General features: G+C 68.9%; 22 protein-coding genes. 8 read left to right on the forward strand and 14 right to left on the reverse strand.

Annotated features, from left to right (window positions below; translation table 11 throughout):
• Nucleotides 1-101: 101 nt before the first annotated feature.
• The 3 genes from xseA to ACTX90_RS11930 all read left to right on the forward strand — a co-directional run bounded on the left by xseA (nucleotide 102) and on the right by ACTX90_RS11930 (nucleotide 2,175).
• Nucleotides 102-1,376, forward strand: coding sequence for an exodeoxyribonuclease VII large subunit (gene xseA, locus ACTX90_RS11920; protein WP_443442141.1), 1,275 nt, complete (start codon nucleotides 102-104; stop codon nucleotides 1,374-1,376).
• 16 nt (nucleotides 1,377-1,392) lie between these two features.
• Entirely contained in the window at nucleotides 1,393-1,623 is a 231-nt protein-coding gene (locus ACTX90_RS11925) for an exodeoxyribonuclease VII small subunit (protein ID WP_047119612.1), read from the forward strand.
• A 132-nt stretch (nucleotides 1,624-1,755) separates the two neighbouring features.
• Nucleotides 1,756-2,175 carry a MepB family protein gene (locus tag ACTX90_RS11930; protein ID WP_443442142.1) on the forward strand — a complete coding sequence of 140 codons (420 nt, stop codon included), beginning with the start codon at nucleotides 1,756-1,758 and terminating at the stop codon, nucleotides 2,173-2,175.
• Nucleotides 2,176-2,233: 58 nt separating this feature from the next.
• On the opposite strand, the gene ACTX90_RS11935 is transcribed toward ACTX90_RS11930, so the two are convergent.
• Entirely contained in the window at nucleotides 2,234-3,097 is an 864-nt protein-coding gene (locus ACTX90_RS11935) for a PPK2 family polyphosphate kinase (RefSeq protein ID WP_443442143.1), read from the reverse strand.
• Nucleotides 3,098-3,232: 135 nt separating this feature from the next.
• Between ACTX90_RS11935 and ACTX90_RS11940 the strand changes: the two genes are divergently transcribed.
• Nucleotides 3,233-3,391 carry a hypothetical protein gene (locus tag ACTX90_RS11940; protein ID WP_443442144.1) on the forward strand — a complete coding sequence of 53 codons (159 nt, stop codon included), beginning with the start codon at nucleotides 3,233-3,235 and terminating at the stop codon, nucleotides 3,389-3,391.
• An 84-nt stretch (nucleotides 3,392-3,475) separates the two neighbouring features.
• On the forward strand, nucleotides 3,476-3,748 hold the full coding sequence (locus ACTX90_RS11945; protein ID WP_443442145.1) for a hypothetical protein: 273 nt from the start codon (nucleotides 3,476-3,478) through the stop codon (nucleotides 3,746-3,748).
• Nucleotides 3,749-3,842: 94 nt separating this feature from the next.
• Here ACTX90_RS11945 and ACTX90_RS11950 read toward each other — a convergent pair whose 3' ends face one another.
• From ACTX90_RS11950 to ACTX90_RS11960, 3 genes are all read right to left on the reverse strand, one after another.
• Nucleotides 3,843-5,063 carry a pyridoxal phosphate-dependent aminotransferase gene (locus tag ACTX90_RS11950; RefSeq protein WP_047119614.1) on the reverse strand — a complete coding sequence of 407 codons (1,221 nt, stop codon included), beginning with the start codon at nucleotides 5,061-5,063 and terminating at the stop codon, nucleotides 3,843-3,845.
• 89 nt (nucleotides 5,064-5,152) lie between these two features.
• Nucleotides 5,153-6,070, reverse strand: a complete 918-nt coding sequence (locus ACTX90_RS11955) for a glycine betaine ABC transporter substrate-binding protein (protein ID WP_443442146.1) — start codon at nucleotides 6,068-6,070, stop codon at nucleotides 5,153-5,155.
• Between the two features lie 33 nt (nucleotides 6,071-6,103).
• Nucleotides 6,104-6,583 (reverse strand): NUDIX hydrolase, encoded by a 480-nt coding sequence (locus ACTX90_RS11960; RefSeq protein WP_053798499.1) that lies wholly within the window; start codon nucleotides 6,581-6,583, stop codon nucleotides 6,104-6,106.
• Nucleotides 6,584-6,708: 125 nt separating this feature from the next.
• On the opposite strand from ACTX90_RS11960, the gene ACTX90_RS11965 reads away from it, so the two are divergent.
• Complete coding sequence (locus ACTX90_RS11965; protein WP_053798500.1) at nucleotides 6,709-7,215, forward strand: Lrp/AsnC family transcriptional regulator; 507 nt, start codon at nucleotides 6,709-6,711, stop codon at nucleotides 7,213-7,215.
• Nucleotides 7,216-7,311: 96 nt separating this feature from the next.
• Here ACTX90_RS11965 and ACTX90_RS11970 read toward each other — a convergent pair whose 3' ends face one another.
• The gene (locus ACTX90_RS11970; protein ID WP_443442147.1) at nucleotides 7,312-8,172 is read right to left on the reverse strand and encodes a hypothetical protein; all 861 of its coding nucleotides are present in this window, start codon (nucleotides 8,170-8,172) and stop codon (nucleotides 7,312-7,314) included.
• 183 nt (nucleotides 8,173-8,355) lie between these two features.
• Nucleotides 8,356-8,973 (reverse strand): GNAT family N-acetyltransferase, encoded by a 618-nt coding sequence (locus ACTX90_RS11975; protein WP_047119619.1) that lies wholly within the window; start codon nucleotides 8,971-8,973, stop codon nucleotides 8,356-8,358.
• A 92-nt stretch (nucleotides 8,974-9,065) separates the two neighbouring features.
• Here ACTX90_RS11975 and ACTX90_RS11980 point away from each other — a divergent pair, with 92 nt between their 5' ends.
• Both ACTX90_RS11980 and ACTX90_RS11985 read left to right on the forward strand, forming a co-directional pair.
• Nucleotides 9,066-9,722 carry a 5-formyltetrahydrofolate cyclo-ligase gene (locus ACTX90_RS11980; RefSeq protein WP_052772427.1) on the forward strand — a complete coding sequence of 219 codons (657 nt, stop codon included), beginning with the start codon at nucleotides 9,066-9,068 and terminating at the stop codon, nucleotides 9,720-9,722.
• Between the two features lie 75 nt (nucleotides 9,723-9,797).
• Nucleotides 9,798-10,493, forward strand: a complete 696-nt coding sequence (locus ACTX90_RS11985; RefSeq protein WP_120989156.1) for an RcpC/CpaB family pilus assembly protein — start codon at nucleotides 9,798-9,800, stop codon at nucleotides 10,491-10,493.
• A gap of 82 nt (nucleotides 10,494-10,575) precedes the next feature.
• Here the strand turns inward: ACTX90_RS11985 and ACTX90_RS11990 are convergent, their stop codons facing one another.
• The 8 genes from ACTX90_RS11990 to ACTX90_RS12025 form a co-directional block, all read right to left on the reverse strand.
• Nucleotides 10,576-10,932, reverse strand: coding sequence for a hypothetical protein (locus tag ACTX90_RS11990; protein WP_443442148.1), 357 nt, complete (start codon nucleotides 10,930-10,932; stop codon nucleotides 10,576-10,578).
• On the reverse strand, nucleotides 10,933-15,270 hold the full coding sequence (locus ACTX90_RS11995) for a DNA helicase (protein WP_443444016.1): 4,338 nt from the start codon (nucleotides 15,268-15,270) through the stop codon (nucleotides 10,933-10,935).
• A 232-nt stretch (nucleotides 15,271-15,502) separates the two neighbouring features.
• Complete coding sequence (gene guaA / locus ACTX90_RS12000) at nucleotides 15,503-17,089, reverse strand: glutamine-hydrolyzing GMP synthase (protein ID WP_047119622.1); 1,587 nt, start codon at nucleotides 17,087-17,089, stop codon at nucleotides 15,503-15,505.
• Between the two features lie 228 nt (nucleotides 17,090-17,317).
• Entirely contained in the window at nucleotides 17,318-17,815 is a 498-nt protein-coding gene (locus ACTX90_RS12005) for a DUF3817 domain-containing protein (RefSeq protein WP_047119623.1), read from the reverse strand.
• Nucleotides 17,816-17,834: 19 nt separating this feature from the next.
• Nucleotides 17,835-18,641, reverse strand: coding sequence for an SURF1 family cytochrome oxidase biogenesis protein (locus ACTX90_RS12010; protein ID WP_443442149.1), 807 nt, complete (start codon nucleotides 18,639-18,641; stop codon nucleotides 17,835-17,837).
• Between the two features lie 211 nt (nucleotides 18,642-18,852).
• Complete coding sequence (locus ACTX90_RS12015) at nucleotides 18,853-20,004, reverse strand: GuaB3 family IMP dehydrogenase-related protein (RefSeq protein ID WP_047119625.1); 1,152 nt, start codon at nucleotides 20,002-20,004, stop codon at nucleotides 18,853-18,855.
• Between the two features lie 70 nt (nucleotides 20,005-20,074).
• Nucleotides 20,075-21,421, reverse strand: a complete 1,347-nt coding sequence (locus ACTX90_RS12020) for a DUF4872 domain-containing protein (protein ID WP_443442150.1) — start codon at nucleotides 21,419-21,421, stop codon at nucleotides 20,075-20,077.
• A gap of 160 nt (nucleotides 21,422-21,581) precedes the next feature.
• Nucleotides 21,582-23,537, reverse strand: coding sequence for an HNH endonuclease signature motif containing protein (locus ACTX90_RS12025; RefSeq protein ID WP_443442151.1), 1,956 nt, complete (start codon nucleotides 23,535-23,537; stop codon nucleotides 21,582-21,584).
• Nucleotides 23,538-23,637: the final 100 nt, after the last annotated feature.

Genomic DNA, 23,637 nt, shown 5'->3' on the forward strand with positions numbered 1-23,637 from the left:
GCGGCCGCCGGCCGGGGCAAATCCGCGCAGATGTCGGGCCGGTGGTGTAGCGTCGAATGCGCGCCACAGGTGCGCCACACCGCAAAAGGAGCCGTGAGCAGATGCAGTCATCGCCGCCAGCCGGCGCGCCGACCGGCGTGCCCGCCACCGCTGCGCAGACGAGCCCGGAAAACCCGTGGCCGCTGCGGGTGCTGTCGGAAAAGCTGAAGATCCACATCGAGAATTCCCCCTACACCTGGGTGGAGGGGCAGCTGCTGGAGGCGAACGTGCGCAACGGCCACGCCTACCTGACGCTGCGCGACGTCGACGTGGACAACTCGTTCTCCGTGACCGTCTGGTCCTCGGTGATGCGCAAGCTGGAAACCACGCCGACCGTGGGCTCGCGCGTGGTCGCCCGGGTCAAGCCCAGCCTGTATGCCAAAACCGGCCGGTTGTCGCTGAACGCCACCGACCTGCGCCCCGTGGGCCTGGGCGAGCTGCTGGTGCGCCTTGAACGGCTGCGCCAGGCGCTGGGCGCCGAAGGACTGTTCGACCCGTCCCGCAAGCGCCGACTGCCGGTGCTGCCCGGACGCATCGGGCTGATCACCGGGCGCGACTCGGACGCTGAAAAGGACGTGGTGCGCAACGCGACGCTGCGCTGGCCTGCCGTGCAGTTCTCCGTTATCAACACCGCGGTGCAGGGCGTGGACGCGGTCCCGCAGGTCATCGCCGCGCTGCAGAAGCTGGATACGGACCCGCAGATCGACGTCATCGTGATCGCCCGAGGCGGCGGCGCGCTGGAGGACCTGCTGCCGTTCTCCAACGAGGACCTGGTCCGCGCGGTGGCAGCCGCCTCCACCCCGGTGGTCTCCGCGATCGGCCACGAGGCCGACCGTCCGATCCTGGACGACGTCGCCGACCTGCGCGCCTCCACTCCCACGGATGCAGCCAAGCGCATCGTGCCGGATCTGAACGAGGAATTCGCCGGGCTCGACGCCGCCCGCCAGCGCCTTGAGCGGTCCATCGATTCAATGCTGCAGCGCGAGGCCCAGCTGGTCTCCTCGCTGCGCGCCCGCCCGGTGCTGGCCAGCCCGCAGGTCATGGTCGAATCGCGCGCCGAGGACCTGCAGCGCTGGGTGCAGCGCTCCACCGCGCTGATCGGCCACCGGGTGCAGCGTGCCCAGGACGAGGTCGCCCACCTGCGCGCCCAGATCCGGGCCCTGTCCCCGCAGCAGACCCTTGACCGGGGCTATTCGGTCACCCAGACGGCCGACGGCAGCGTGCTGCGCGATGCCTCGACCGCCAACCCGCAGGACCTGCTGCGCATCAGGGTCGCCGCAGGCCAGCTCACCGCCACCGTCCAGGACATCTTCCCCGCCGCCGAGGCGGCCCACTAGTTTGGAGCACCATCACATGAACGAGCAGATTCCGACCGACATCGCCGCGCTGTCCTACGAGAAGGCCCGCGACGAGCTGATCGCCGTGGTCAACCAGCTGGAGACCGGCGGCGCGCCGCTGGAGGCCTCGCTGGCCCTGTGGGAGCGCGGCGAAGCGCTGGCGGCCCACTGCGAGAACTGGCTCAACGGCGTCTCGCAGCGCCTGGAGGCAGCCCGCGCCCGCCATCTGGAGAACACCGAGGACTAGTTCGGCGCACGCCGGGCTCGGACGCTTCGAACCGGGCAAGTCGTCAGCGAAAGCACACGGCCTGCGCACCATGCGACGCCGTCCAGCAGTTCCACGTTGGCGGTGGGATATCTTGGGTGGGTGCAATTCACAATGCTTGAGGCCTACGCTGCTTCCGTATCGGCGCCCATCGCGGTAATTCCCGAAGCGCAGAACAGCGACTACGAGTCCGGCCTCGCCCAGATCGACGGCGAAGCATGGCATATTCGTACGGCGCGCAACACTCCGACAAAGGCTGGCGCTTTCGTCGCATTCTGGCGGCGGGCCGTTGACGGGACGACCGAACCATTCCGCGACGACGACACGGCCGCAGGCCTGCTCGTCTTCGTGGAGCAGCAGGGGCGACGCGGCGTATTCCGGTTCACCGGTGCGCATCTGTCCGAACTGAAAATCACCTCGGGCAGATGGCCAGGCAAACGCGGGTTCCGGGTCTATCCAAGCTGGTGCAAGGTCTTGAACGGCCAGGCGACAGCCGCGCAGCGGGCCCAGGCCTGCGCGTTCCACGAATTCTGAGCCCGGGCACCGCAAGCTGTGCAGGCCGAGCTATGGGGAGCGCCATGGGAAAGCCGGATCAGCGTGTCGCGTCCAGCCGGGCCTTTTCCGCGGCGACGTCGAACTTCGCCGGCGGCCACTGCGGGTCGATGCGCCGCAGCACCTGCAGCAGCAGCTCGGCCACGCACAGCCGCGCACGCCACTTCTGGTCGGCAGGGATGACGAACCACGGGGCGGCGGCGCTGTCGGTGCGGTTGATCGCCACCTGGTAGGCCTGCTGGTAGTCGTCCCAGCGCAGCCGGTCTTCCACGTCGCCGACCGCATATTTCCAGAACTTGTCCGGGCGTTGAAGCCGTTCCGAGAGCCGCCGGTACTGCTCGTCGCGGCTGATGTGCAGCATCACCTTGATCGGGTGGATGCTCAGCTCCCCCAGCCGCTTCTCGAACGCGGTGATCTTCGCATAGCGCTTCTCCACCTGCTCGGCGGTGCTCAGCTGCTGCACTCGGTGGATCAGCACGTCCTCGTAGTGCGAGCGGTCGAAAACGCCGATGATGCCCCGGCGCGGCAACCGCTTCTCCACGCGCCACAAGAAGTCGTGTGCCAATTCCTCCGGGGTCGGGGTCTTGAACGCGAAATGGTCGACGCCCTGCGGGTCCAGCAGGCCCACCACATGGCGTACGATCCCGCCCTTGCCGGAAGTGTCCATTCCCTGCAGGATCAGCAGCACCGAGTCCTCGGACTCCTGCTGCAGCGCGGAGGCGAACAGCCGCTCCTGCAGCGAGGACAGCTCCTCGCCCAGCTCCTTCATCCGCTGCGCGGCTTCCTTCTTGTCCTGCGGGGCATCCGCCGGCCACCAGTCCGGGTCTCCGGTCGCTCGTTGGGACAAATCCAGGCCGGGTTCGACGCGCAGCGCGCTGATCAAGTTCTCCGGGTAGGCGGTCATCGTTTCTCCCTTGTCCCGCTCGTATTTGGTGACAGCCTACCGGGTGGGGGCTTGATTCGCTGGGATTCTCGCGCAGATCGGCGTTCGGGTGATTGAATCGGTGAAACCTCATCTTGCTCACCTAGCATGGGATTCGTGAACCAACACAATCTCAGCAACCTAAGCGACGGCGACTTGGTACGCCTCGAAGCACGCCTGCGGTCCGAGTTCCAGCATCGCGGACTGACCCGGACCTCCAGCGATCTGATGGGCGAGATCGCCGAATACGCCGCCCATAGGGTCTATGGCGGATAGCTCCTGTCACCGGGCAATCCTTCCGCCGACATCAAGGATTCGGACGGGCACCGCATCCAGGTCAAGTCCCGCACCTTGGACCCAATGGTCGAACGGCATTTCAGCTTCGGTTCCTGGGACTTCGACGTCGCGGTGTGCCTGCGGTTCGACCGCGCGACCAACAAGCTGCAGTGGCCCCGGGAATACGAGCTCGACGAGCTCAAAGGGCTCTGGAGCAGGCATCCGCAGGGATACCGGCTCACAACGGGCAGGGCAAAGCAGCACGGGCGCGATGTCACCGCGAAGTTCGAGGCAGTATTGGCGCAGATGGACTCAACAACTTCGCCTCACCTGACCCCATCACCTGTGCTGTCTTAGCCGCTGGGCACAAAACACAGGCGCCACCCCGCCGCCCCGCAATTCGGGACAACAGAATGGCGCCTCTGATCAAGGTGCGGCCCTCGCCGCGGAGTTATGCGCGGGCGCGCCAGTCCTCAAGGAAAGTACCGATGCGGCCGACCGCATCGGTCAGGTCGCGCACGTTCGGAAGCGTGACCAGGCGGAAGTGGTCAGGGCGCACCCAGTTGAACGCGGTGCCCTGGGAGATCAGGATCTTCTGCGCCTTGAGCAGCTCCAGGGCGAACTTCTCGTCGTCGTGGATCGGGTAGACCTCGGGATCCAGCTTCGGGAACATGTACAGCGCGCCCTTGGCCTTCTGCACGCTCACGCCGGGGATGGCGGTGAGCAGGTTGTAGGCCGCGTCGCGCTGCTCCAGCAGGCGGCCGCCGGGCAGGATCAGGTCGTTGATCGACTGGTAGCCGCCCAGCGCGGTCTGGATTGCATGCTGCGCCGGCACATTGGCGCACAGGCGCATGTTGGTCAGCAGGTTGATGCCCTCGATGTAGTCCGCTGCCAGGTGGCGCGGACCGGAAATGGCCATCCAGCCGGCGCGGAAGCCGCAGACCCGGTAGGCCTTGGACAGCCCGGAGAAGGTGATGACCAGCACGTCGTCGGCCAGGCCGGCGGTGTTGATGTGCTCGGCGTCGTCGTAGAGGATCTTCTCGTAGATCTCGTCGGAGAAGACGATCAGATCGTGCTTGCGGGCCAGTTCCAGGATCCCCTCCAGGGTCTCCTTCGGGTAGACGGCGCCGGTGGGGTTGTTCGGGTTGATGATCACGATGCCCTTGGTGCGGTCGGTGATCTTCGCTTCCATGTCCTCCAGGTCCGGAAGCCAGCCCTCCTCCTCCACGTTGAGGTAGTGCACCGGGGTGCCGCCGGCCAGCGAGACCGAGGCGGTCCACAACGGGTAGTCGGGAGCCGGGATCAGCACCTCGTCGCCGTTGTTAAGCAGCGCGTTCAGGCTCAGGGTGATCAGCTCGGAGACGCCGTTGCCCAGGTAGATGTCGTCCACGCCGATGGTCTGGATGCCGCGGGTCTGGTAGTACTGCGAGACCGCGGTCCGGGCGGAGAGGATGCCGCGCGAGTCGGAGTAGCCCTGGGCGTTGGGCAGGTTGCGAATCATGTCGACGAGCACCGCGTCGGGCGCCTCAAAGCCGAACGGCGCGGGATTGCCGATGTTCAGCTTCAGGATGCGGTGGCCCTCGGCCTCCATGCGGGTGGCGTGCTCCAGCAGCGGCCCGCGGATGTCGTAGAGGACGTTGTGCAGTTTCGTCGATTGTTTGAATTCGGCCATGGGTACACTTTCTCACGTCAGGCGCGCGCGGCGCGCCTTGTTACTCAACCGTTGCACCCGGCCGGGATCATCGGCCGGGTGACGGGCTGCTAGTTGTCGATGATCCAGCGCCAGCGCTGCGCGGCGTCGTCGGGCGCTATCGCATCGGGGCCGGAGACCATCCGGTTCAGGCCGACCAGGGCCTGCTGGTCCACTTGGCGGGTGACCTGGTTCAGGCCGTCGACCGCGTCCTGGTCCACCGCCTCGCCGGCCAGCGCCAGGTAGGGTGCGGCGTCGAAGAGCTTGGCGCTGCCGTCGACCATGGTGAACGCCTCGTCCCCGATCACCGCGTCGTGCTGCTGCAGCACCACCACGCGGGACACCGCGGCGCGCAGCTCGTCGTGCAAGGTGGCGGCGTCGACGGTGCGGAACACCGGCTTGGCGCAACCTGCATCTTCCAGCGCGTTCTCCAGCCCGGCGGTGGGCGCCGCGGCGGAGATGAAGGTCAGCTCGCTGCAGGCGGCGGCCAGCGAAGCTACCGAGGTGACGGAGTATTCGGTCGCCTCCGCGCCGGAAAGCACCATCACCGCTCCGGCATCGCCCTGGGTCAGCGGCAACGCGGTGAATCCCAGCTCGGCGTCGTTGAGCAGCCCCACGAGCTTCTTGGCCTCGTCGCCGGCCAGCAGCTGGTCCTCGCCGCGCGGGTCCTGCTCCGCCGGGAGCAGCCCGATAGCCTCAGGGGCGGTGTCGATCGCGATGTCCGCTGCACCCTCGGCCAGTTGGCGGTAGGGATCTTGCGAGGGCTTGGTGAAACTGATGGTGTAGCCCAGCTGCTCCAGCGCGTCGCCGTAGACGTGGGCCAGCGCCTGCCCGGTGGGATCCTCGGTCGGCGCGATGCGCAGCGTGACATCGCGGCTGGGCTCGGTTCCAGCATCCTGCGGAGGGGTGGTGCAGCCGGCCAGCGGCAGGGCCAGGGCGCAGGCGGCCAGGGCCAGCGTGCGGGCGGGGGTGGCGTGTGGGAACTTCATGTCCCTTCCGATTTTAGGCCAGCACGGCCCGGATCAGCGGTTGCGCGCGCCGGGATCGGTCATCCGCAGCATCACATCCACCCTTTCGATCCTGTTTAGCTGGCGAATTTCCTCGCGGGTGAACCAGCCGGCCTGGCTGGTGGAGCCGTTCTGCTCGGCGCGCAGCTCCCCGCCGGCCAGCTGCGCGGTGTAGGTGACCGCGACGGTCTGCATGGGGTGGCCCTCCCCCGAGTAGCGCTTGGCACCGGGGATGATGCCGGTGGTGACGTCCAGCAGCGCCAGGGTGTCGACGTGGTAGCCGGTTTCCTCGAAGACCTCGCGGATCACGCCGTCCGACGTCTGCTCGCCCAGGTCGATGCCGCCGCCGGGCAGCGTCCAGCGCGGGATGAAGCGCGGATCGCGGTGGCGCATGTCCCACAAGGTCAGCAGCACCTTTCCGTCGTTCTCCACCAGCGCGTAGGCGGCCAATCGGGTGTCGTACAGTTCTCCGGTCTGCTCGGATGCTCGTGTCATGACACTAATATATCCGCCGGTGCCGGACGTTCCGGACAGCTGAGCCGCGGCCCGGCGGAGGCACGGCACGCACCTGGCGCATCGAAGCAGTGCTCGATTGAGCCCAAGTATGGTGAAATATTCTTATGTCATCGCAATCAGAGCAGACCCACGGTACCGATCTCGACGAGATTGATCGAATCATCATCGACGAGCTGGTCGCCAATGCGCGCATCTCCAATGCGACGCTGGCCCAGCGCGCGGGCATCGCCCCGTCGACGGCGCTGCTGCGCACCCGCTCGCTGGTGGAGCGCGGCATCCTGACCGGCTACCACGCCGAGGTCTCGCTGCGCAGCGTGGGCCGCACCGTGCAGGCGCTGATCTCCGTGAAGCTGCGGGTGCACGATCGCGAGAAGATCGACACCTTCGTCGACCGCATCCCGCAGCTGCCAGAGGTGCTGTCCATGTTCCATGTTTCCGGCGGCACCGACTACCTGCTGCATATTGCCGTCAGCTCCACCGAGGCGCTGCGCGACTGGGTGCTGGACAACCTGGCCACCGACGAGTCCGTGGGGCACACCGAGACCACGCTGGTCTTCGCACACCACATGGGCCACCGCGGCCCGCTGCCCTCCGAGGACGCGAACCTCTAGGACCGGCGGCCCCGGGGCTTGCGGCGCGAAGACCCCGAAACGGCAAAAAACCTGCGATCCACACGGATCGCAGGTTTTTTGCTGGTCTCTGGTGCGCTAGGCGCGGCGGCGCTGCATGACGGCGTCCAGGTTCAGTCGGGCCTTGGAGGCTGCCGTCTTGTCCTGGGCCGGCGCCTCGGTGCGCGGGGCGGCGGTTTCGGTGCCGGTGGCCTCGACCGCTGGCTTCACTGCAGCGGCAGGGGCCTGGGTTGCGGCGTCCTTCGCGGCAGGAGCCAGCTTGGCCGGAACGCTGGCCACGGCGGCCTGGTCCTCGGCGGAGACTTCCGAGGCGATCCGCTTGGCGTCCTCGGAGGCCTTGAGGCTGATCTGCTTGCTCGGGCGCAGCGGCTCGGAGACCGGCAACGGTTCCGGGCGCACACGCGCGGCGATCTCGCGCTGGGTGGCTTCGCGCACCTGGACATAGGTCGGGCGCGGCACGTTGGTCGGCTCCCAGGTATCCGGCTGCTTCACGCCGCCGAAACCGTGGGCGACACGCAGCGCCTCGGCGCGCAACTCGTCGGCGGTGATGGCCGGGGCGCGGCGGGAGGAACCGGGGCGGGCGTCGAAGACCTCGTCGTCGGTGTCCTGCTTGCGGACCAGCACCTGGTTGGCGCCGTCCTCCATGGCGGGAGTCTGCATCGCGCGCTGGCGGGTGGCCTCTAGGGTGGCCAGCAGCTTGCGGTTGCGGTCGCGCACGGCGAGCATGCGCAGCGAAGCGAAGGAGCCCAGTCCGACCAGGAAGAAGATGCCGACCCAGCCGAAGGTCAGCGCGGTGAACGGTGCGAGCACCAGTCCGACCAGGGTGGCCACGACGGCCAGCAAACCCAGCATGGCAAGAGACAACCGGCCGTAGCGCACGCGAATCCTAAATTCAGAGACAGCCTTCGCCTGCGAAGCGCTCTGTGACGTGCCGGCCATGTGGTTCCTCCATCACCGATAGGTTCGGTCAAATCCTGCGGGAAACCGGATACGGCTTCTCGACTCAACACTATGCAACCGATGAACCGGTCACCCGCACTTGCGTAGGCGTGTTGCAAAGTTTTCGTGCACGATGTGCCACCTCAGAAGCACATTTGCGGATTCCGCCTGGAATTGGCGGATTTATTCGTAGATGCGTTCGATCATGGGTGTTGCCAGCTCCTCGCGGTTCAGGGCGAAGGTGCGGTGGTCGCGCCACTGCCCGTCGATGTGCAGGTAGCCGCGGCGCAGGCCCTCGTCGCGGAACTTCAGCTTGTCCACCACCCGCAGGCTCGCGGCGTTTTCCGGGCGGATGTTGATTTCCAGCCGGTGCAGGCCCAGCGCGCCGAAACAGTGGTCGATGACCAGCGCGCAGGCCTCCGGCATCAGTCCGAACCCCGCATGGGACTGGTCGATCCAGTAGCCGATGGACGCGGTGCGCGCGGCGCCCCACTGCACCCCGCTGACCGATACCTGGCCGATGATCGGCGGGTTCGCGCTGTGCAGCTGCGGCAGCGTGAGCACCCAGGCGTAGCCGGTGCCCTCCCGGGCGGCGTTGTGCTTCAGCCCGATCATCTCGCGGTAGGTCATCGCCTCGGGCGGGCCGGAGGGGTTGGTCGGGTCCCACGGCTTGAGCCATTTCGCGTTCGCATGGCGCAGCGCGGACCACTCGGCGGCGTCGGACAGCTTCAGCTGGCGCAGCGCCAAACGCTGCGACACCAGATCCGGGACCGCGGCCTTGCCGCGCCAAAAGCCTTTCATGCTTTTATGGTATCCGCCGCGTGGCTCCGGCGGCGGCCGCCTCGTGTCACACGGAGTCCGGCGCGGGCCGCGCAGTGAGTACAGTTGGTGCCATGGATGCACAGAGCTCACCCTCCGCCGTTCCGGCCGATTCCGCCGCCGCGTCCGCAGGTGCCTTCGCCGAGTCGAAAAAGGCCCTGCGCGCGCAGATCCGCGCGGCGCGGCGCGCGCTGCCTGCCGAGGTCCGGGCGCAGCGCTCCGCGGCCATGGCCGATGCGGTGCGCCGCTACCTGGAGGACCTGGCCCCGGTGGTGCGCACGGTCGCCGCCTACTGCTCCGCCCCGGACGAGCCGGACACCGAACCGCTGCTGGCGGCGCTGGTCGCCGACGGCATCCAGGTCTACGTCCCGGTGTGCGAACCGCAGTACCAGCTGTCCTGGGTGCAGTGGTTCCCGGGTGTCGAAGTGGTCCGCAGCCCGCGCGCGCCGGTCATGGAACCGGTGGGCCCGCGCCTGGGACTTGAATTGTTCGACGAGGTCGCCACCGTATTCATCCCGGCGCTGGCGATCGACACCGACGGGCTGCGCCTGGGCCAGGGCGGCGGCTACTACGACCGCTTCCTGCCGCAGATCGAGCAGTTCCCGGTGCAGGTGGCCGCAATGGTGTACGACGAGGAGGTCGTGGCCTCCGGGACCTTCTCCGTCGCGCCGCACGACATGCCCGTGGACCTGGTCATCACCCCCGGCGGCGCCCGCCACTTCCTGGGCTAGGGTTCCGCCCCGGCGTTTTCCCCACTCCGTCCTCGTTCCCGGCGCCCGTCGGCCGGCCGGGTGTGCACTGGGTGCATGAAGAGTCCCGCCACACGCCGCGCCCCGGTGATCCCCCGGCCCAAGGTGCGCCCGGTGCGCACCCGCCACGAGGCGCTGCGCCGCTACCGCCGCCCACTGGCCATCGCCTGCCTGCTGCTGGCCGCCGCCGCGGCCCTGAACGAGCTTTCCTCCGGCCAGCTGGCCCAGCGCGAGGTCGTGGTGGCGGTCTCCGATCTGGCCGCCGGGGCCGTGATCTCCCCCGCCGACGTGCAGCTGCAGCGCATCCCGGCGGACCCCGACGACCACCGGCTGCTGACCGACCCGCAGGAGCTGGTGGGCCAGCGGTTGGCCATCGCGGTGCCGGCGGGCACTGCCCTGCGCAGCTACCTGCTGGTGGGCCCGCAGCTGCTGGCAGGCAGCGCCCCTGGCACCGTCGCAGTCCCCATCCGGCTGAGCGATCCGGCCGCCGTGGGCCTGCTGAATCCCGGGCAGCTGGTGGACATCGTGCTCACCACCGGCGACGGGTTCGAGCGGCAGATCCGCTCGGAGACCATCGCACAGGGTGTGGCGGTGCTCTGGGTGCCGGCGGCCGACCGCGGCGAGTTCGGCATGCTCTCCGGGAGCCCGGCCGAAGGCGAGGGCATCATCGTGGTGGCCGCCGCGGCCAGCCTCTCCGACGACCTGGCCGGGGCGGTGTCCCGCGGAAAGGTCTCCGCGGTGCTGGTGAATTAGCCCCGTGCCCCGGGCAGCGCAAAGCCCGCCGCTCCCCTGCGTGCTGCAGGCGGTCGGCGGGCTATTTAGCACTTGGCCCGGGCTACCCCCAGTGCGGGGGTTTTTCGCGTTTCATGGCCTCGGACAGGTCCTCGGGCGCGTCTCCCCACAGGCGGGGATCGTCGTCCTTGGCGCGCAGTCCGGCCAGCGGATCCCGGGTGGTTTTCGCGGGGCTGGCGGCCTGCGCAATGGAGCTGGCCGGACGCGAGTTCGCGGAGGATTCGTCCACCGAGGAGGTGTGCGGAACCGGGGTGTAGGAACCGGTCAGCTGCACGCGGGCCTGCAGGTGCTGCGGCGGGGAGATGACCCGCGCGCGCTTCTTGCGGGGCGCCGGCTGCGGATCCCGGCGCTGCTCCCCTGCCGCGGGCAGGGGCTCAGCACCGGGTACGGATTCATCCATCTACTTCGAGCGCTCCGTATCCGTCGGCTGGGTGCTGGCAGGCACCGGCTTCGGGGTGGCGCTGTCTGCGTCGGCCTTGGCGGCCGGAGAATCCTCCTTGGCCTGAGCGGTCTTGGACTCGGCGTCCTTGGAACCCGATTCCTGGGAGCCTGTCTCCTTGGCCCCGGCGTCCGTGGCCGCTGGCGCCTGGTCCTTCGGTGCGCTTGCTGAGGCGTCCTGGTCGGACTTCGGCTGCGCTGCGGCCTCGGTCTTTGCACCGGTCTTCGCATCCGCCTTGGCGTCCGGCGTGGATTCCGCGGCAGTCCCGGAGGTGACCTGGCTGGCGCGCACCGGCGGGGCCGCGGCCAGCGAGGCGCGCGACTGCTCGGAGGGCGCCGGAGCGGAGGCAGGCTTCAGCTGCAGGTAGCGGGCCAGTCGGTCGGTGACCGCCCCTGGATCGGTGAACACGTCGATGGTCCACAGCGGCACGTAGCGCCAGCCGTGGTTCTCGAAGAAGTCCGGACGCAGGCGGCTGCGCTCGCGCACGGTCAGCCCGGCGTAGTGCTCGGTGCCGTCGTACACCACTGCCAACGGGCGGATGTCCTGCCCGTCGACGTCGAAGGCATGCGCGGCCAGATCCAGCACACCGCGGTAGTCCTCCGAGACGATCGCGCCGCGTTCGCGCAGGCGGCGGGCCAAGTCGGAGACCAACGCGTCGAAACGCGGGTGCGCCCAGCTGGCGATCGCCGAGTCGCCGGCCTGCACGCGGGTGAACAGGTCGAAGAACGCGCCGGCGCCGTGGTGCAGGCGGGAGGCTTCCAGCTCCTCGGGCTGCAGGCTGGAGACCAGGGTCAGCCGGGTGCGCGAGCGGGTGACCGCCGCGACGAACAGCTGCTCGCCGCCTGGGCGGGAGAGCTCGCCGAATTCGTGCAGGGTCTTGCCGTGCGGGGTGCGGCCGTAGCCCCAGGCGAAGATCACCGCGTCGCGGCGCAGCCCGATCAGCCGGTTGACGGTGGTGACCACAAACGGCTCGTGCTTGGCGCGCAGGTGCTCCATCGCGTACTTGTGGTTCGGCAGCTGCACGCGGATGGCCTCCGCGATGGCCGACGCGTGGGTGCGGTTGGTTGCGATGACCGCCAGCGACTCGCCGGGGCGGGTGGAGAAGTGCTCGAAGACCAGGTCCACGATGCGCGCGACCTCCGCCACGGTGGTCTGCACGCCGTCGTCGCTGCTGGCCAGGGTGCCGGTGGCGTCGGGCACGTACAGCGCGCTGAGCTTGCCCGAGTGCTCCGCGGTGGCCATGGCCTGCGGCAGCCGCGAGATCGCCGAATCGTAGTAGGTGGCGGACAGCTGCTGCACCAGGCCCTCGTCGATGCCGCGGTACACGGTGGACAGGGTGCCGGTGACCAGCACCTTGTTCAGCGCCGACAGCGCGGAGACCCCGGCGTCGCGCGAGCCGATGCGGGCGGTGGGGTCCACGGAGACCTCGAAGGGCTTGGGGCCGCCGAGCATCTCGTCGCCGATGGCGATGACCTGCCGGGAGCGGCGCACCGCGTCGAGCACCTCGCGCAGGGTCAGGTAGTTGGCCTCCAGCAGGATGACGGCGTCGAACTCGGCGTCGTCGGGCAGCGCCGTGCCCAGCAGCAGCGGGGCGGAAACGAAGACCGGGGTCAGCGAATTGACCAGCGATTCGCCCAGCGAGAGCACCTTGGCGATGGAGACGGTATTATCCTTGAGCATCTCGCGCAGGGCGCGGGAGGCGGCGCGGTGGTCGGCCAGGGCGGCCTTCCAGTTGCGGGCCAGCTGCCAGCGGATGCGCTCGGGCCCGGCGGCGATGTGCGCGCCGTCGGCCAGCCGGTACTCGGCCTCCAGCCGCTCCAGCTTCGCGCCGTCGTTCATGGCCAGGAAGTCGTCGCCGGAGATCATCGCATCCAGCACGGACTGCCACCAGGACAGCTCCAGCTCCGCGTCCACCGCGTCGGCGTCGATCTGGCGCTCGGCGAAGTCGTCGAGCAGGTCGCCCAGGCCGGCTTCGGAGAGCTGCTCGGCGATCAGCGTGCGCTCGGGCAGCTCGGCGAGGTCCTCCTTGTGGTCCACCAGCGCGGCGATCAAATCCAGCAGCTGGGTGATCGGCATTTCACGCAGGTTCCCGCCGGTGCGGGCCGGCAGCATCGCGGAGAGCTTGTCGATGCGCGCCCCGGCGTCGTGGTAGCCGGCCTCTACGTCCAGCAGCCCGCCGGGAACCTGCGGGTTGCGCTGGGATGTGGCGTAGGCGCGCCAGGCCTCGCGCTGCACGGCCACCGCCTGCAAGGCAGCCTGCAGGTCAGGCACGTGCATGCCCGGGCGGACGTATTCCTTGGCGATCTTGCGCAGGCGGGAGCGCACCAGCGAACCCATCTCCACGCCGTGCTCGCGGCGCCACGCGCTGGTGGCGGTGGCGGCGATCAGATCGTCGATGTCGCCCTCGAAGATGTCGGACTCGAACTTGTCCAGCGAGCCGCGCACGGCGACCAGCAGGGCCAGCTGGTCGCCCCACTTGTCGTAGCTGTCATCCAGCCGGATCTGGCTGCGTTCAGCGATCTTGAGCATGTGCTCGTGCAGGATCGGCAGGTCGCGGCCCAGGCCGCTGGCCAGGCTCAGCGCCTGCGCGGTGGCTTCCTGGTTGCGCAGCGGGGCGCCGTGCCAGGGGCTGGTGGTGTGCTCGCGGGAGAACGCGCCGAGCTGGGCGGCGCGCTTGAGCTGCGCCGCGACGTGGCCGCGCTGGCCCATGGAGTCCAGCACCGAGCGCTTCAGCCGCACCGTGGTGGACGGGGCGGGGTTCAGCGCGGAGAGCCGGGCAAGCTCCTGCATCGACTGGTACGGCGAGCAGCCCCAGCGGCTGCGCACCGAATGCAGCGACTTCACGTGCTCGTGCAGCGCGTGGCGCGAGTCGCGCAGGCGCTTGAACAGGTTGCCCAGCTGCGGCTCGGTGGCGCGCTCGTTGCGCAGGATGGCGCGGGTCAGCTGCTTGCGGACCGCGTCCGGGTCCTCGTTCGGCTCCAGCAGCAGGCTGGCGGCGTCCAGCTTCGCGTTGAAGCGCTCGACGAATTCCTCCGCGGCGGTGCGCTGCTCGGCGATGACCAGCACGCGCTTGCCCTGGGCTGCCAGCACCGCGGCGGCATTCAGCGCAGTCTGCGTGGCGCCGGTGCCGGCGGCGGCGTTGATCGCCACGGATTCCCCGGCGGCGATGTATTCGAGCATGCGCGACTGTGACTCGTCGGCGTCCAGCAGGTAGAGCTCGTCCTCGGGGTCGCGCTCGTCGGAGGACTTGGCCAAGGTGGTGTCCCCGGTGTGGACCTTGCGGTTCGCGCCCGGGACCGGCTTGCCGGCGGGGCGGATGACCGGTTCGTGCGGACGGCGCGGGCGGGCCGAATCCTTGATCAGGTTCTTGACCCGGCGCAGCCGCGAACCGGTGTCCTCCGGCTCCTCGGCCTTCGCGTCGTCCTTGGCCTTGGCCTTGGCATCCTGCTTTGCGCCGGATGTGGCATCGTCGGTTTCGCTCCCGGCGGCGTCGGGGGTGGCGTTCTTCGCGGCGACCATGTTGGCCAGCGCGGTCGAGCCCTTGGTGGCTTCGGCGACCTTGGCGGCGCGTTCGGCCAGCTTCTCGTTCTCGGAGTGCTGGATCAGCGCCTCGATGACCGGGTGCGGGCCGTTGAGCTTGGCCGGGTCGGCCGGGTCGATGAGGTCGGAGAAGGTAGACAGCAGCAGGCGGTGGCCCACGACCACACCCGGCACCTCGGAGACCAGATGGCGCAGGGCGTCCATGCCGCGCACCGGGTCGAAGCGGGCGATCGAGTAGGCGGCGGCGTCCACCGCGGAGACGTCGATCGTCGCGTGGTGGTCGGCCTCGAACTGGCGCACGAACGCCGGGGAGATGGTGGCGCGGCCGACCAGCTGGACGTCGTAGTCGTCGGTGTCCACGTGCTTGGACAGGGTGATGCGCCCGAGCATGATCGGGGCGGAGACCGGTTCGCTCTTGCCCTCGTGCACGGCGCGCCAGTTGGCCACGCCGGCGGCCAGGTAGCCCACGTCGATGCCGCGTTCGTCCCATAGCTCGCTGATCTTGGAGGCCAAGGCGCGGGCGGTGCGCTTGGCCGCGGCGTACTGCTCGGCGTCGTGCAGCAGGGTGGACAGACGGGTGCGTCGGCCGGCCAGGAATTGGGCCAGCCCCGAAGGGTTGGCGTGCGTGATGTCGATGCTGTTGGACGTCGACGGAGCGAACCTCAAGGTGGTGTCGGCCCCGGCGCTTTGCCCCAAGGATTTCACCCAGGCGGCTACTCGATCCGCAGCAGCATTCTGAGCACTGGTCACGACAGTCATTCCCTTCACTGAACCGGCCTAGCGGCGGCGCGCGCCCGCGCGCGACACCTCTATCTAACGTAGTGCACGCGCGCGGCAGAACACCGGCGCGAAACACGTTTTAAGCGTGTGAAGCGGAACCCGGGCGGTGGGCCGGGGCGCATAACGCGCCGCGGCCCACCGCATGGATTCCGCTTCGGGTGTCCGGGCCGCGCCTGGCGGCGGGCCCGGGACCGGCACAGCTAGCTGCCGGTTACTCCCATTCGATGGTTCCCGGTGGCTTGCTGGTGACGTCCAGCACCACGCGGTTGACCCCGTCCACCTCGTTGGTGATGCGGTTCGAGATCTTGGAGAGCAGGGTGTACGGCAGGTGCGACCAGTCTGCGGTCATGGCGTCCTCGGAGGACACCGGGCGCAGCACGATCGGGTGGCCGTAGGTGCGGTGGTCGCCCTGGACTCCCACGGAGCGCACGTCGGCGAGCAGCACCACCGGCATCTGCCAGACTTCGTCGTCCAGGCCGGCTGCGGTCAGCTCGGCACGGGCGATGGCGTCGGCCTTGCGCAGGATCGAGAGGCGTTCCTCGTTCACGGCGCCGATGATGCGGATGCCCAGGCCCGGACCGGGGAACGGCTGGCGTCCCACGATTTCCTCGGGCAGGCCGAGCTCGCGGCCCACGGCGCGAACTTCGTCCTTGAACAGGGTGCGCAGCGGCTCGACGAGTTCGAACTGCAGGTCCTCCGGCAGGCCGCCCACGTTGTGGTGGCTCTTGATGTTGGAGGTGCCTTCGCCGCCGCCGGACTCGACGATGTCGGGGTACAGGGTGCCCTGGACCAGGAACTTCACCGGCTCGCCCTCGGAGGCTTCCTTGGCGATGATCGCCGCCTCGGCGGCCTCGAACGCGCGGATGAACTCGCGGCCGATGATCTTGCGCTTGGTCTCCGGGTCGGTGACGCCGTCCAGCGCGGTCAGGAAGCGCTCGCGCTCGTCGGCGATGTACAGCTTGGCGCCGGTGGAAGCGACGAAATCCTTCTCCACCTGCTCGGCTTCGCCTTCGCGCAGCAGGCCGTGGTTGACGAACACGCAGGTCAGCTGGTCGCCGATGGCGCGCTGCACCAGAGCGGCGGCCACGGCGGAGTCGACGCCGCCGGACAGGCCGCAGATGGCCTTGCCGGAGCCGACCTGGGCGCGGATGCGCTCGATCTGCTCGTCGGCGATGTTGTCAGCGGTCCAGTCGCCCTTCAGGCCGGCGCCGTTGTACAGGAAGTTCTCCAGGACGTCCTGGCCGAACTCGCAGTGCTTGACCTCCGGGTGCCACTGCACGCCGTAGAGGCGCTTGGCCTCGTTGGCGAAGGCTGCCACGGGGGCGCCTGCGGTGGTGGCCAGGACCTCGAAGCCCTCGGGGGCTTCCGAGACGGCGTCGCCGTGGCTCATCCATACGGTCGGGGCGTTTTCCGCGCCGGCCAGGATGGAGCGTGCCTCGCCGGCGAATTCGGTCGCGGTGCGGCCGTATTCGCGCAGGCCGGTTTCGGCAACGGTGCCGCCCAGGGCGCTGGCCATGGCCTGGAATCCGTAGCAGATGCCGAGCACCGGCACGCCGGCGTCGAACAGGTCGGCCCCGACGGAGGGGGCGCCATCGGCGTAGACGCTGGAGGGACCACCGGAGAGGATGATCGCTGCAGGGTTCTTGGCCAAGATGGCTTCGGTGGACAGGGTGTGCGGAACGATCTCCGAGTACACACGAGCCTCACGTACGCGGCGAGCAATCAGCTGCGCGTATTGGGCCCCGTAGTCGACGACCAGAACCGGCTTATGTTCTGGATTGAGGGGAGCAGTAGTCACTCCCCCAGTCTACTGGGTTCGCCGGTCGCGAAACAGCGCGGGCACTGTCATCAACGTCACCACCGGGTCACATTCGGGCCGGTTTCCGGGCGCGCTCGCTGCCCCCTGGCCGGTTCCGGGCGCGGAATACGGCGCCGCCGCCCGCCGGCCCGGGGTGGAAACGACGTCGGCGGGCCGCCTCCCTGCAAGGGGAAGCGGCCCGCCGGACGTTTGCGACAGCGTGTGCCGCTAGTAGCGCTTGGCTGCCTTCGGGTGGTTTTCCATCTCCGCCATGACTTCCTTGTGTACCTTGCGCTCGGTGATGAACGACAGGAACGGCACCACGCCGCCCAGGGCGATGGTGATGAAGCGGGAGAACGGCCAGCGCATCAGGGACCAGAGGCGGAAGTCCGCGAACAGGTACACCACGTAGAGCCAGCCGTGGGCGATCAGGATGCCCAGCGAGGCGTTGAAGCCGCCGGCGACTTCCGCTCGGTTGTGCATGCCGATGGTGTTGGCGGTGCCGTCAAGCAGCTGGCCGCCGATGAACAGCTCCAGCTGCCAGAAGTACTTGAAAACCATTTCCAGCACGAGCAGCAGCAGCATCACGCCGGTGACGTAGGCGAACACCCGGAAGAAGGCAGCCGCGGAGCGGATCTGCGCCGGGGTGCCGCCGAACTTGCGGGGGCGGGGTGCGGGGGTGGTGCTGGACATGGTCGGGCGGTCCTTCCGTGGGAGGTCAGTCATTCAGGTATGCGAAGGCGCGTCAGCTGCTCGCTGGGCCGTCGTCGTCGCGGGGGTCGTTCTGGTGGGCTTCGGCGGCGCGCTCGGCGATCTCTTCCATGCCGCGCTGGTAGTCGTCGCGCACCATGCGGTACCAGAGGAACAGCGCGAAGCCGGCGAACACCACCCATTCGATGCCGTAGAAGACGTTGAGCCAGTTGACCTGGGCTTCCTGCGGCTGCGGACCGACGTAGACGCGGGACAGGCCAGGCTGCTCGGCCGCGGCGCCTTCGGCGGTCTTGATCTCGTGGGCGGTCACGAAGCCTTCGTACAAGGTGGTGTCCCAGAGGTTGGACAGCTGCGAGGAGGCCAGGGTCTCCAGCGCGGGGCTGCGCACGTCGTGGGCCAGCTCCGGGCCCTCGGAAGGCAGCAGGCGTCCGGTGATTTCCAGCTCGCCCTCGGGAGCGGGGCTGGGCGCCGAGGAATCGGGCTGCCAGCCGCGGACCACCGCGATGGCCGCATCCTTCGGCGCGCCGTCGACCTTGAACTCGGTGACGACCCAGGCGCCCTTGACTCCGTCGTGCAGGCGCGGGGCGACCAGCTCGTCGCTGCCCTCGACGAATTCGCCGCTGAAGGTGACGATCTGGTCCGCCACGGTGCCCAGCAGTTCAGTGCCGACCTGGTGGTGCTCGGTCAGCGGGACGGCGACCTCGGTCTTGTCGGCATTGACCAGCGGCTCGGTTTCGGAGGATCCGAACTGCCAGCCGGACAGGGCGACGAAGCCGGTGGCCAGCGCCAGGGCGGCCAGCAGCGCGAGGAGCCATTGGGGTTTGAGGGCGGTTTTCAGCACCCTACCACCGTACTTCGATTGGCTGTAGAAGTAGAAATGCGCGGGGCGTGAGATTGGCCTTGGACACCTCCGCAGCCCGCGCGGGAACCTTCCGCGCCGCTAGTTCGTTGGGGTGCCGGCGTGCGGCCAAACGGCGGCGGCCCGCCGCCTGCCCGGTGAAGGCGCAGGTGGCGGGCCGCGGAAGCCTGCGGGCGCGAGGCGCCCGGAGTGCCTAAAAGCGGTCGGACTCGTACGGGGAGAGCACGACGTCCACGCGCTGGAATTCCTTCAGCGTGGAGTATCCGGTGGTGGCCATCGAGCGGCGCAGCGCGCCCACCAGGTTGGAGGTGCCGTTGGTTTCGCGGGATGGGCCGTAGAGCACGTTCTCCAGCGAGCCGACGGTGCCCACGCGGGCGCGGTCGCCACGGGGGCTGACCTCGTGGACTGCTTCCATGCCCCAGTGGTAGCCGGCGCCCGGCGCCTCATCGGCGCGGGCCAGTGCGGTGCCGAGCATGACAGCGTCGGCGCCCATGGCGATGGCCTTGACGATGTCGCCGGAGTTGCCCAGGCCGCCGTCGGCGATCACGTGCACGTAGCGTCCGCCGGATTCCTCGATGTAGTCGCGGCGGGCCGCGGCGACATCGGCGATGGCGGTGGCCATCGGGGCGTGGATGCCCAGAGTGCGGCGGGTAGTCGAGGACGCGCCTCCGCCGAAGCCGACGAGCACGCCGGCCGCGCCGGTGCGCATCAGGTGCATGGCCGGGGTGTAGCCCGCGGCGCCGCCCACGATGACCGGCACGTCGAGCTCGTAGATGAACTGCTTCAGGTTCAGCGGTTCGGTGGTCTTGGAGACATGCTCCGCGGACACGGTGGTGCCGCGGATGACGAAGATGTCCACGCCGGCAGCCACCACGGTGCGGTAGAACTCCTGGGTGCGCTGCGGGGTCAGCGAGCCGGCGACGACCACGCCGGATTCGCGGATTTCAGCCAGGCGGGAGGTGATCAGTTCGGCCTGGATCGGGGCCGAGTACAGTTCCTGCAGCTTGGCGGTGATCTTCGGGTCGTTGCGGGTGGCCGCTTCGTGGTTCAGGCCGGCGATGTCCTCAAGCACCTTGGCCGGATCCTCGTAGCGGGTCCATAGGCCCTCGAGGTTCAGTACGCCCAGGCCGCCCAGCTTGCCCAGCGCGATGGCGGTGGCCGGGGAGGTCACCGAGTCCATGGGTGCGCCGATGAACGGGGTCTCGAACTGGAAGGCATCGATCTGCCAGGAGACCGACACGTCCTTCGGGTCACGGGTGCGGCGATTCGGTACGATCGCTACGTCGTCCAGGGAATATGCCTTAGTGGCCCGCTTGCCGCGGCCGATCTCAATCTCATTACTCACGATCCTAGGTTATCAAGAGTGCGGCCGATTCCCGCCTTTGACCACCGCCAGATTGCGCCGGACTGCGCGTCTAGTGCGCCACACCCGCCACCGTGCGCAGCGTGGCCGCGGTGTCGGCCAGGGCCTGCGCGGCCTCCTGCTCGGCATCGGCAATCTGGTCCATGACCTGTGCCATCTTGTCGAACAGCGGCTGGCGCTGGTCGATGTCCGCCGGCTCTTCGAGCAGCTGGGCGAAGTCGATCCAGAAGGCCGCCAGCTGGGCGTAGGCAGCGGAGTGCTCCCCCAGTTCGGACAGGCCCGGAAGGTCCGCGGCTTCGTCAAGGAAGTCCGCATACAGCCCGCGCAGGCCGCCGATTCCGCCGAAACGGGTGTCGGACAGGAAGCCTGCCAGCTGCGAGAGCCCAATTTCCAGCTGTTCGGCGTCGGCAAACATCTGGTTCCAGCCGGTTTTGCCTTCGGTGTCGCGCAGGCGGGCCGCGAAGTTGCGCATGCCTGCGATGCCGAAGTTCTTGGCGAAGTGCACCGGGATGCCGCGCAGCTCGCTGGTGCCCAGCAGCCGGGCCGTGGTCTCCTGGACCGCGTCCAGCACATTGGAGGCCAGGGCCTCGGGCTTGGGCGAGCGGCGCGAGGTGACCCAGGCCTGCCAGAACTTCTCGCGCTTCCGGCGGGCGCGGGCAGCGGTCAGGTCCTCGGGGCTGATGGGGTTCAGCGAGCCGGAACCGTCGTCCACCAGCAGGTCGTCGTCGAGTTCTCCAACCACTGCCAGATCGATGGTGTCCGACTCGTCGACCTCGCCCTCCTCGATCCACGGCAGGGCGTTGACCGCGACGCGGACCACGACGGCGCGTCCGGCGTCCAGCCCGGTGTCGAGGTATTCGGCGGCGCGCACGGCCGAACCGGTGGTGCGCTCGTTGATCTTGGCGCCGCAGCGGGTCAACAGGTTCTGGGTATATGGCTCAGGATGGGCGCGGGTCACCAGGGTGACGCTGACGGCGTCCTCGTCCTGGAAGCTGTGCTGCATGAAGCCGACGCCGCCGGCCAGGCCCGCGAGCATGGACTCGGAGTACGGCTGCCCGGTGACGGGGTTGGTCACGCCGGCCTGGGTGAGCACGCGATGCCAGAGCGCCGCGTCGTACTGCACCACGTTCTCCGGGGCCGGGTATTCGGGCAGTTCGTCCAAGTTGGCCGGTGCCTTGGCTGGCTGTTCCGGGCGCTTTGGTTTGGCGGACTTGGCCTTGCCGGAGCCCTGCTTTCCGGATTTGCCCTGTGAGGCGTAGTTGCGCGCTTCGGCGGCGCGGGCGGCCCGGGGGCTTTCGGGCTTGTTGGTGAGGATGTTCTTGCGGGCGGTCGTATAGCTCTCGCCGGTGCGCTCCATGCGCTCGCGGGCAAGTTTCTTCAGGTTCGCTGGCTGAGCCACGTGAATCGGTTTCCTTCCGTCCTGCGGCGCCGTGGCGGGAGGGACCCCGCACGCGCACCTCGCGCCGCCATCGAATAATTCTACGTGTCAGATCAGGTTTGGCGACCGGTCGGGGCACGTGGGATTGGCAACTGCGCGCGGAAAGAAAACCGAATGCTCGTCAATCCGGTAGCGGGATGCTGGTCGGGACGCCCGGTGGACTGTAATTCCTGCGCAACCGCTGCGCCGGATCCCTGTCCTTGGGCAGCAGCACCCACGGCAGGCCCTTCACCCACACGATCTTGATCACCTCATGGTCGAACTCGATGTGGTGGTTCTTGCACCCCGGAGCGATCTTGTCCAAGTTCGTTTCCCCGCCCAAGGCGTACGGGTCGGTGTGGTGGAATTCCAGCTGCTCCACCGTCGCGGTGCACCCGGGCACCAGGCAGTACCGGTCCCTGGCCAGCACCGCACGCTGCAGCACCTCGGGCACGAAGCGTTTGGTCCGCCCGAAGTCCAGCAGCACCCCGTCCGTGTTGAACACCGCCGGGATCAGATCCGCCTGGCACAGCAGCTGCCGCAACGCCGCCGGCGGCAGATCCACCCCGTGCCCGGTCTGCGCCGTCGAGGACGCCAGATCCTGCAGGTCGTTCAGCTGCAGGTGGGCGATGACCACCGGCCGCAACCGCTTGCGCTTGCGCTGTGGCGGGGATCTGTCGGGCTCCCCGGCGGAGCACTCCTCCCCGTCCTCGGCCCAGCCGGCCTTGCCGGCGCTGTCCTCGTCGGCGTTCGCGGGGTCGGAATCGAAGAGGGATCCCTGGCCCGGACCGCCGTCCCCGAAGGCGGTTCCGGGCGGGTCCTCGCCGGTGGCGTCCAGCAGGATCTCCAGCAACGCGTTCAACGCGCGTTCGGGCGGGGTCGCTTCGGGGATGAACAACTCGTCATCGTCCCAGCGCAGCTGCTCGGATCCTTCGGGCAGCAGGTCCTGGATCGACCAGCCGCCTTCCCCCTCGGGACCGGCCCCGGTAACTCCGGTAGCCCCGGCGCTGGTGGCTTCGGTCCCGGTGGTTTCGCTCTCGGTGGCGGCATCCGCCTGCGGCTGCGGGTCCTGCCCCGTGGGCTGGTTCGGATTATCGGCCGGGTCCTTGAAAAACGACGCCCCCGCCACCGGCCCGCCTGAGCCCGGCCCCCGGTTCGGGTTCGCCGAGGCCGGGTTCCTCCGCGCGGCCTGCCCGGCACGGGTGCTGGCCTTGTTCGCCGCCGCGATCAACGCATCCACCCACGCCCCCTCCGCCGTGGAAGTCCGCACCAAAAACTCGCGGAAGTGCGGGCTGCGGATCGGCAACGGGAACACGCCACGGCGCAGCGAGGCCGGCGGGATTGGCCCGGACCGGTTGATGGCCTCCAGAATCAGGCAGGCGATCTTCTTCACCGCCGCGAACGGAATGAACTCCTCGGCCAGGACGTGGGCGGCGTGTTCCTCCACGGTGCGCCCATCGGCATGCAACAGGGTCGGACTGGTGGCGGTGCCTTCGAAGGTGCGGTCTTCGGGTTCGACCTTGGCCAGTTTCCGGCTGGCCTGCCGCACCACCGTCGGATCCACCCCGGACTCGAAGAGCAGGGCGGCCAGGTGCTCGAAGCGCGGGGCAACCCGGGCCCCGGTGAAGTCCTTGCGCCCCACCAAGTCCATGGAATCCAGGATGAGGCGGTGGGTGTGCCAGTAGGGGGTGCGGGTCCACGCGGCCAGCAGTTCTTCGGGGTTGCGGTAGCAGGCGCGTCCGGAGGCGCGCACCGGGGTGCTGGTGGTGTCGGCGGGGTGCTCGCGCAGGGCGTCCAGTTCGCTTTGGGCCAGGGTGTGGGCGGCGGTGGCGGCAGTGCGTTCGGCGGCGACCAAATCCATGCGGGTCGCTTCGAAGCCGAGCTGCTGGGCGGTGGTCGCCAGTTCCAGGGCCAGGCGGGGATCGGTGGTATCGGAGAGGGTTTCGCGCAGGGCGGCGAAGGTGTCCAGCAGGCTGGTGGCCAGGTCCCGCAGCTGGGTGCCTGATAGTTCGGGCAGGGCGGCACCGGGCGCGGGACGTACCTGGTTCAGTACGTGGTGCAGGCTGGTGAGGCCTTGGGCCAGTGCGGTGGTGTTCATGGCTCCAGTGAACGCCCGGGTGAGCTGGCTGGTGGTGGGTGGGGTGCGGATTGTGGAGAAGTGCCGGAAAAGAATTCTTTGGGCCCGGGGAAGGTCGGAC

It is taken from the genome of Glutamicibacter soli, from assembly GCF_052322135.1.
Classification (GTDB): domain Bacteria; phylum Actinomycetota; class Actinomycetes; order Actinomycetales; family Micrococcaceae; genus Glutamicibacter; species Glutamicibacter soli.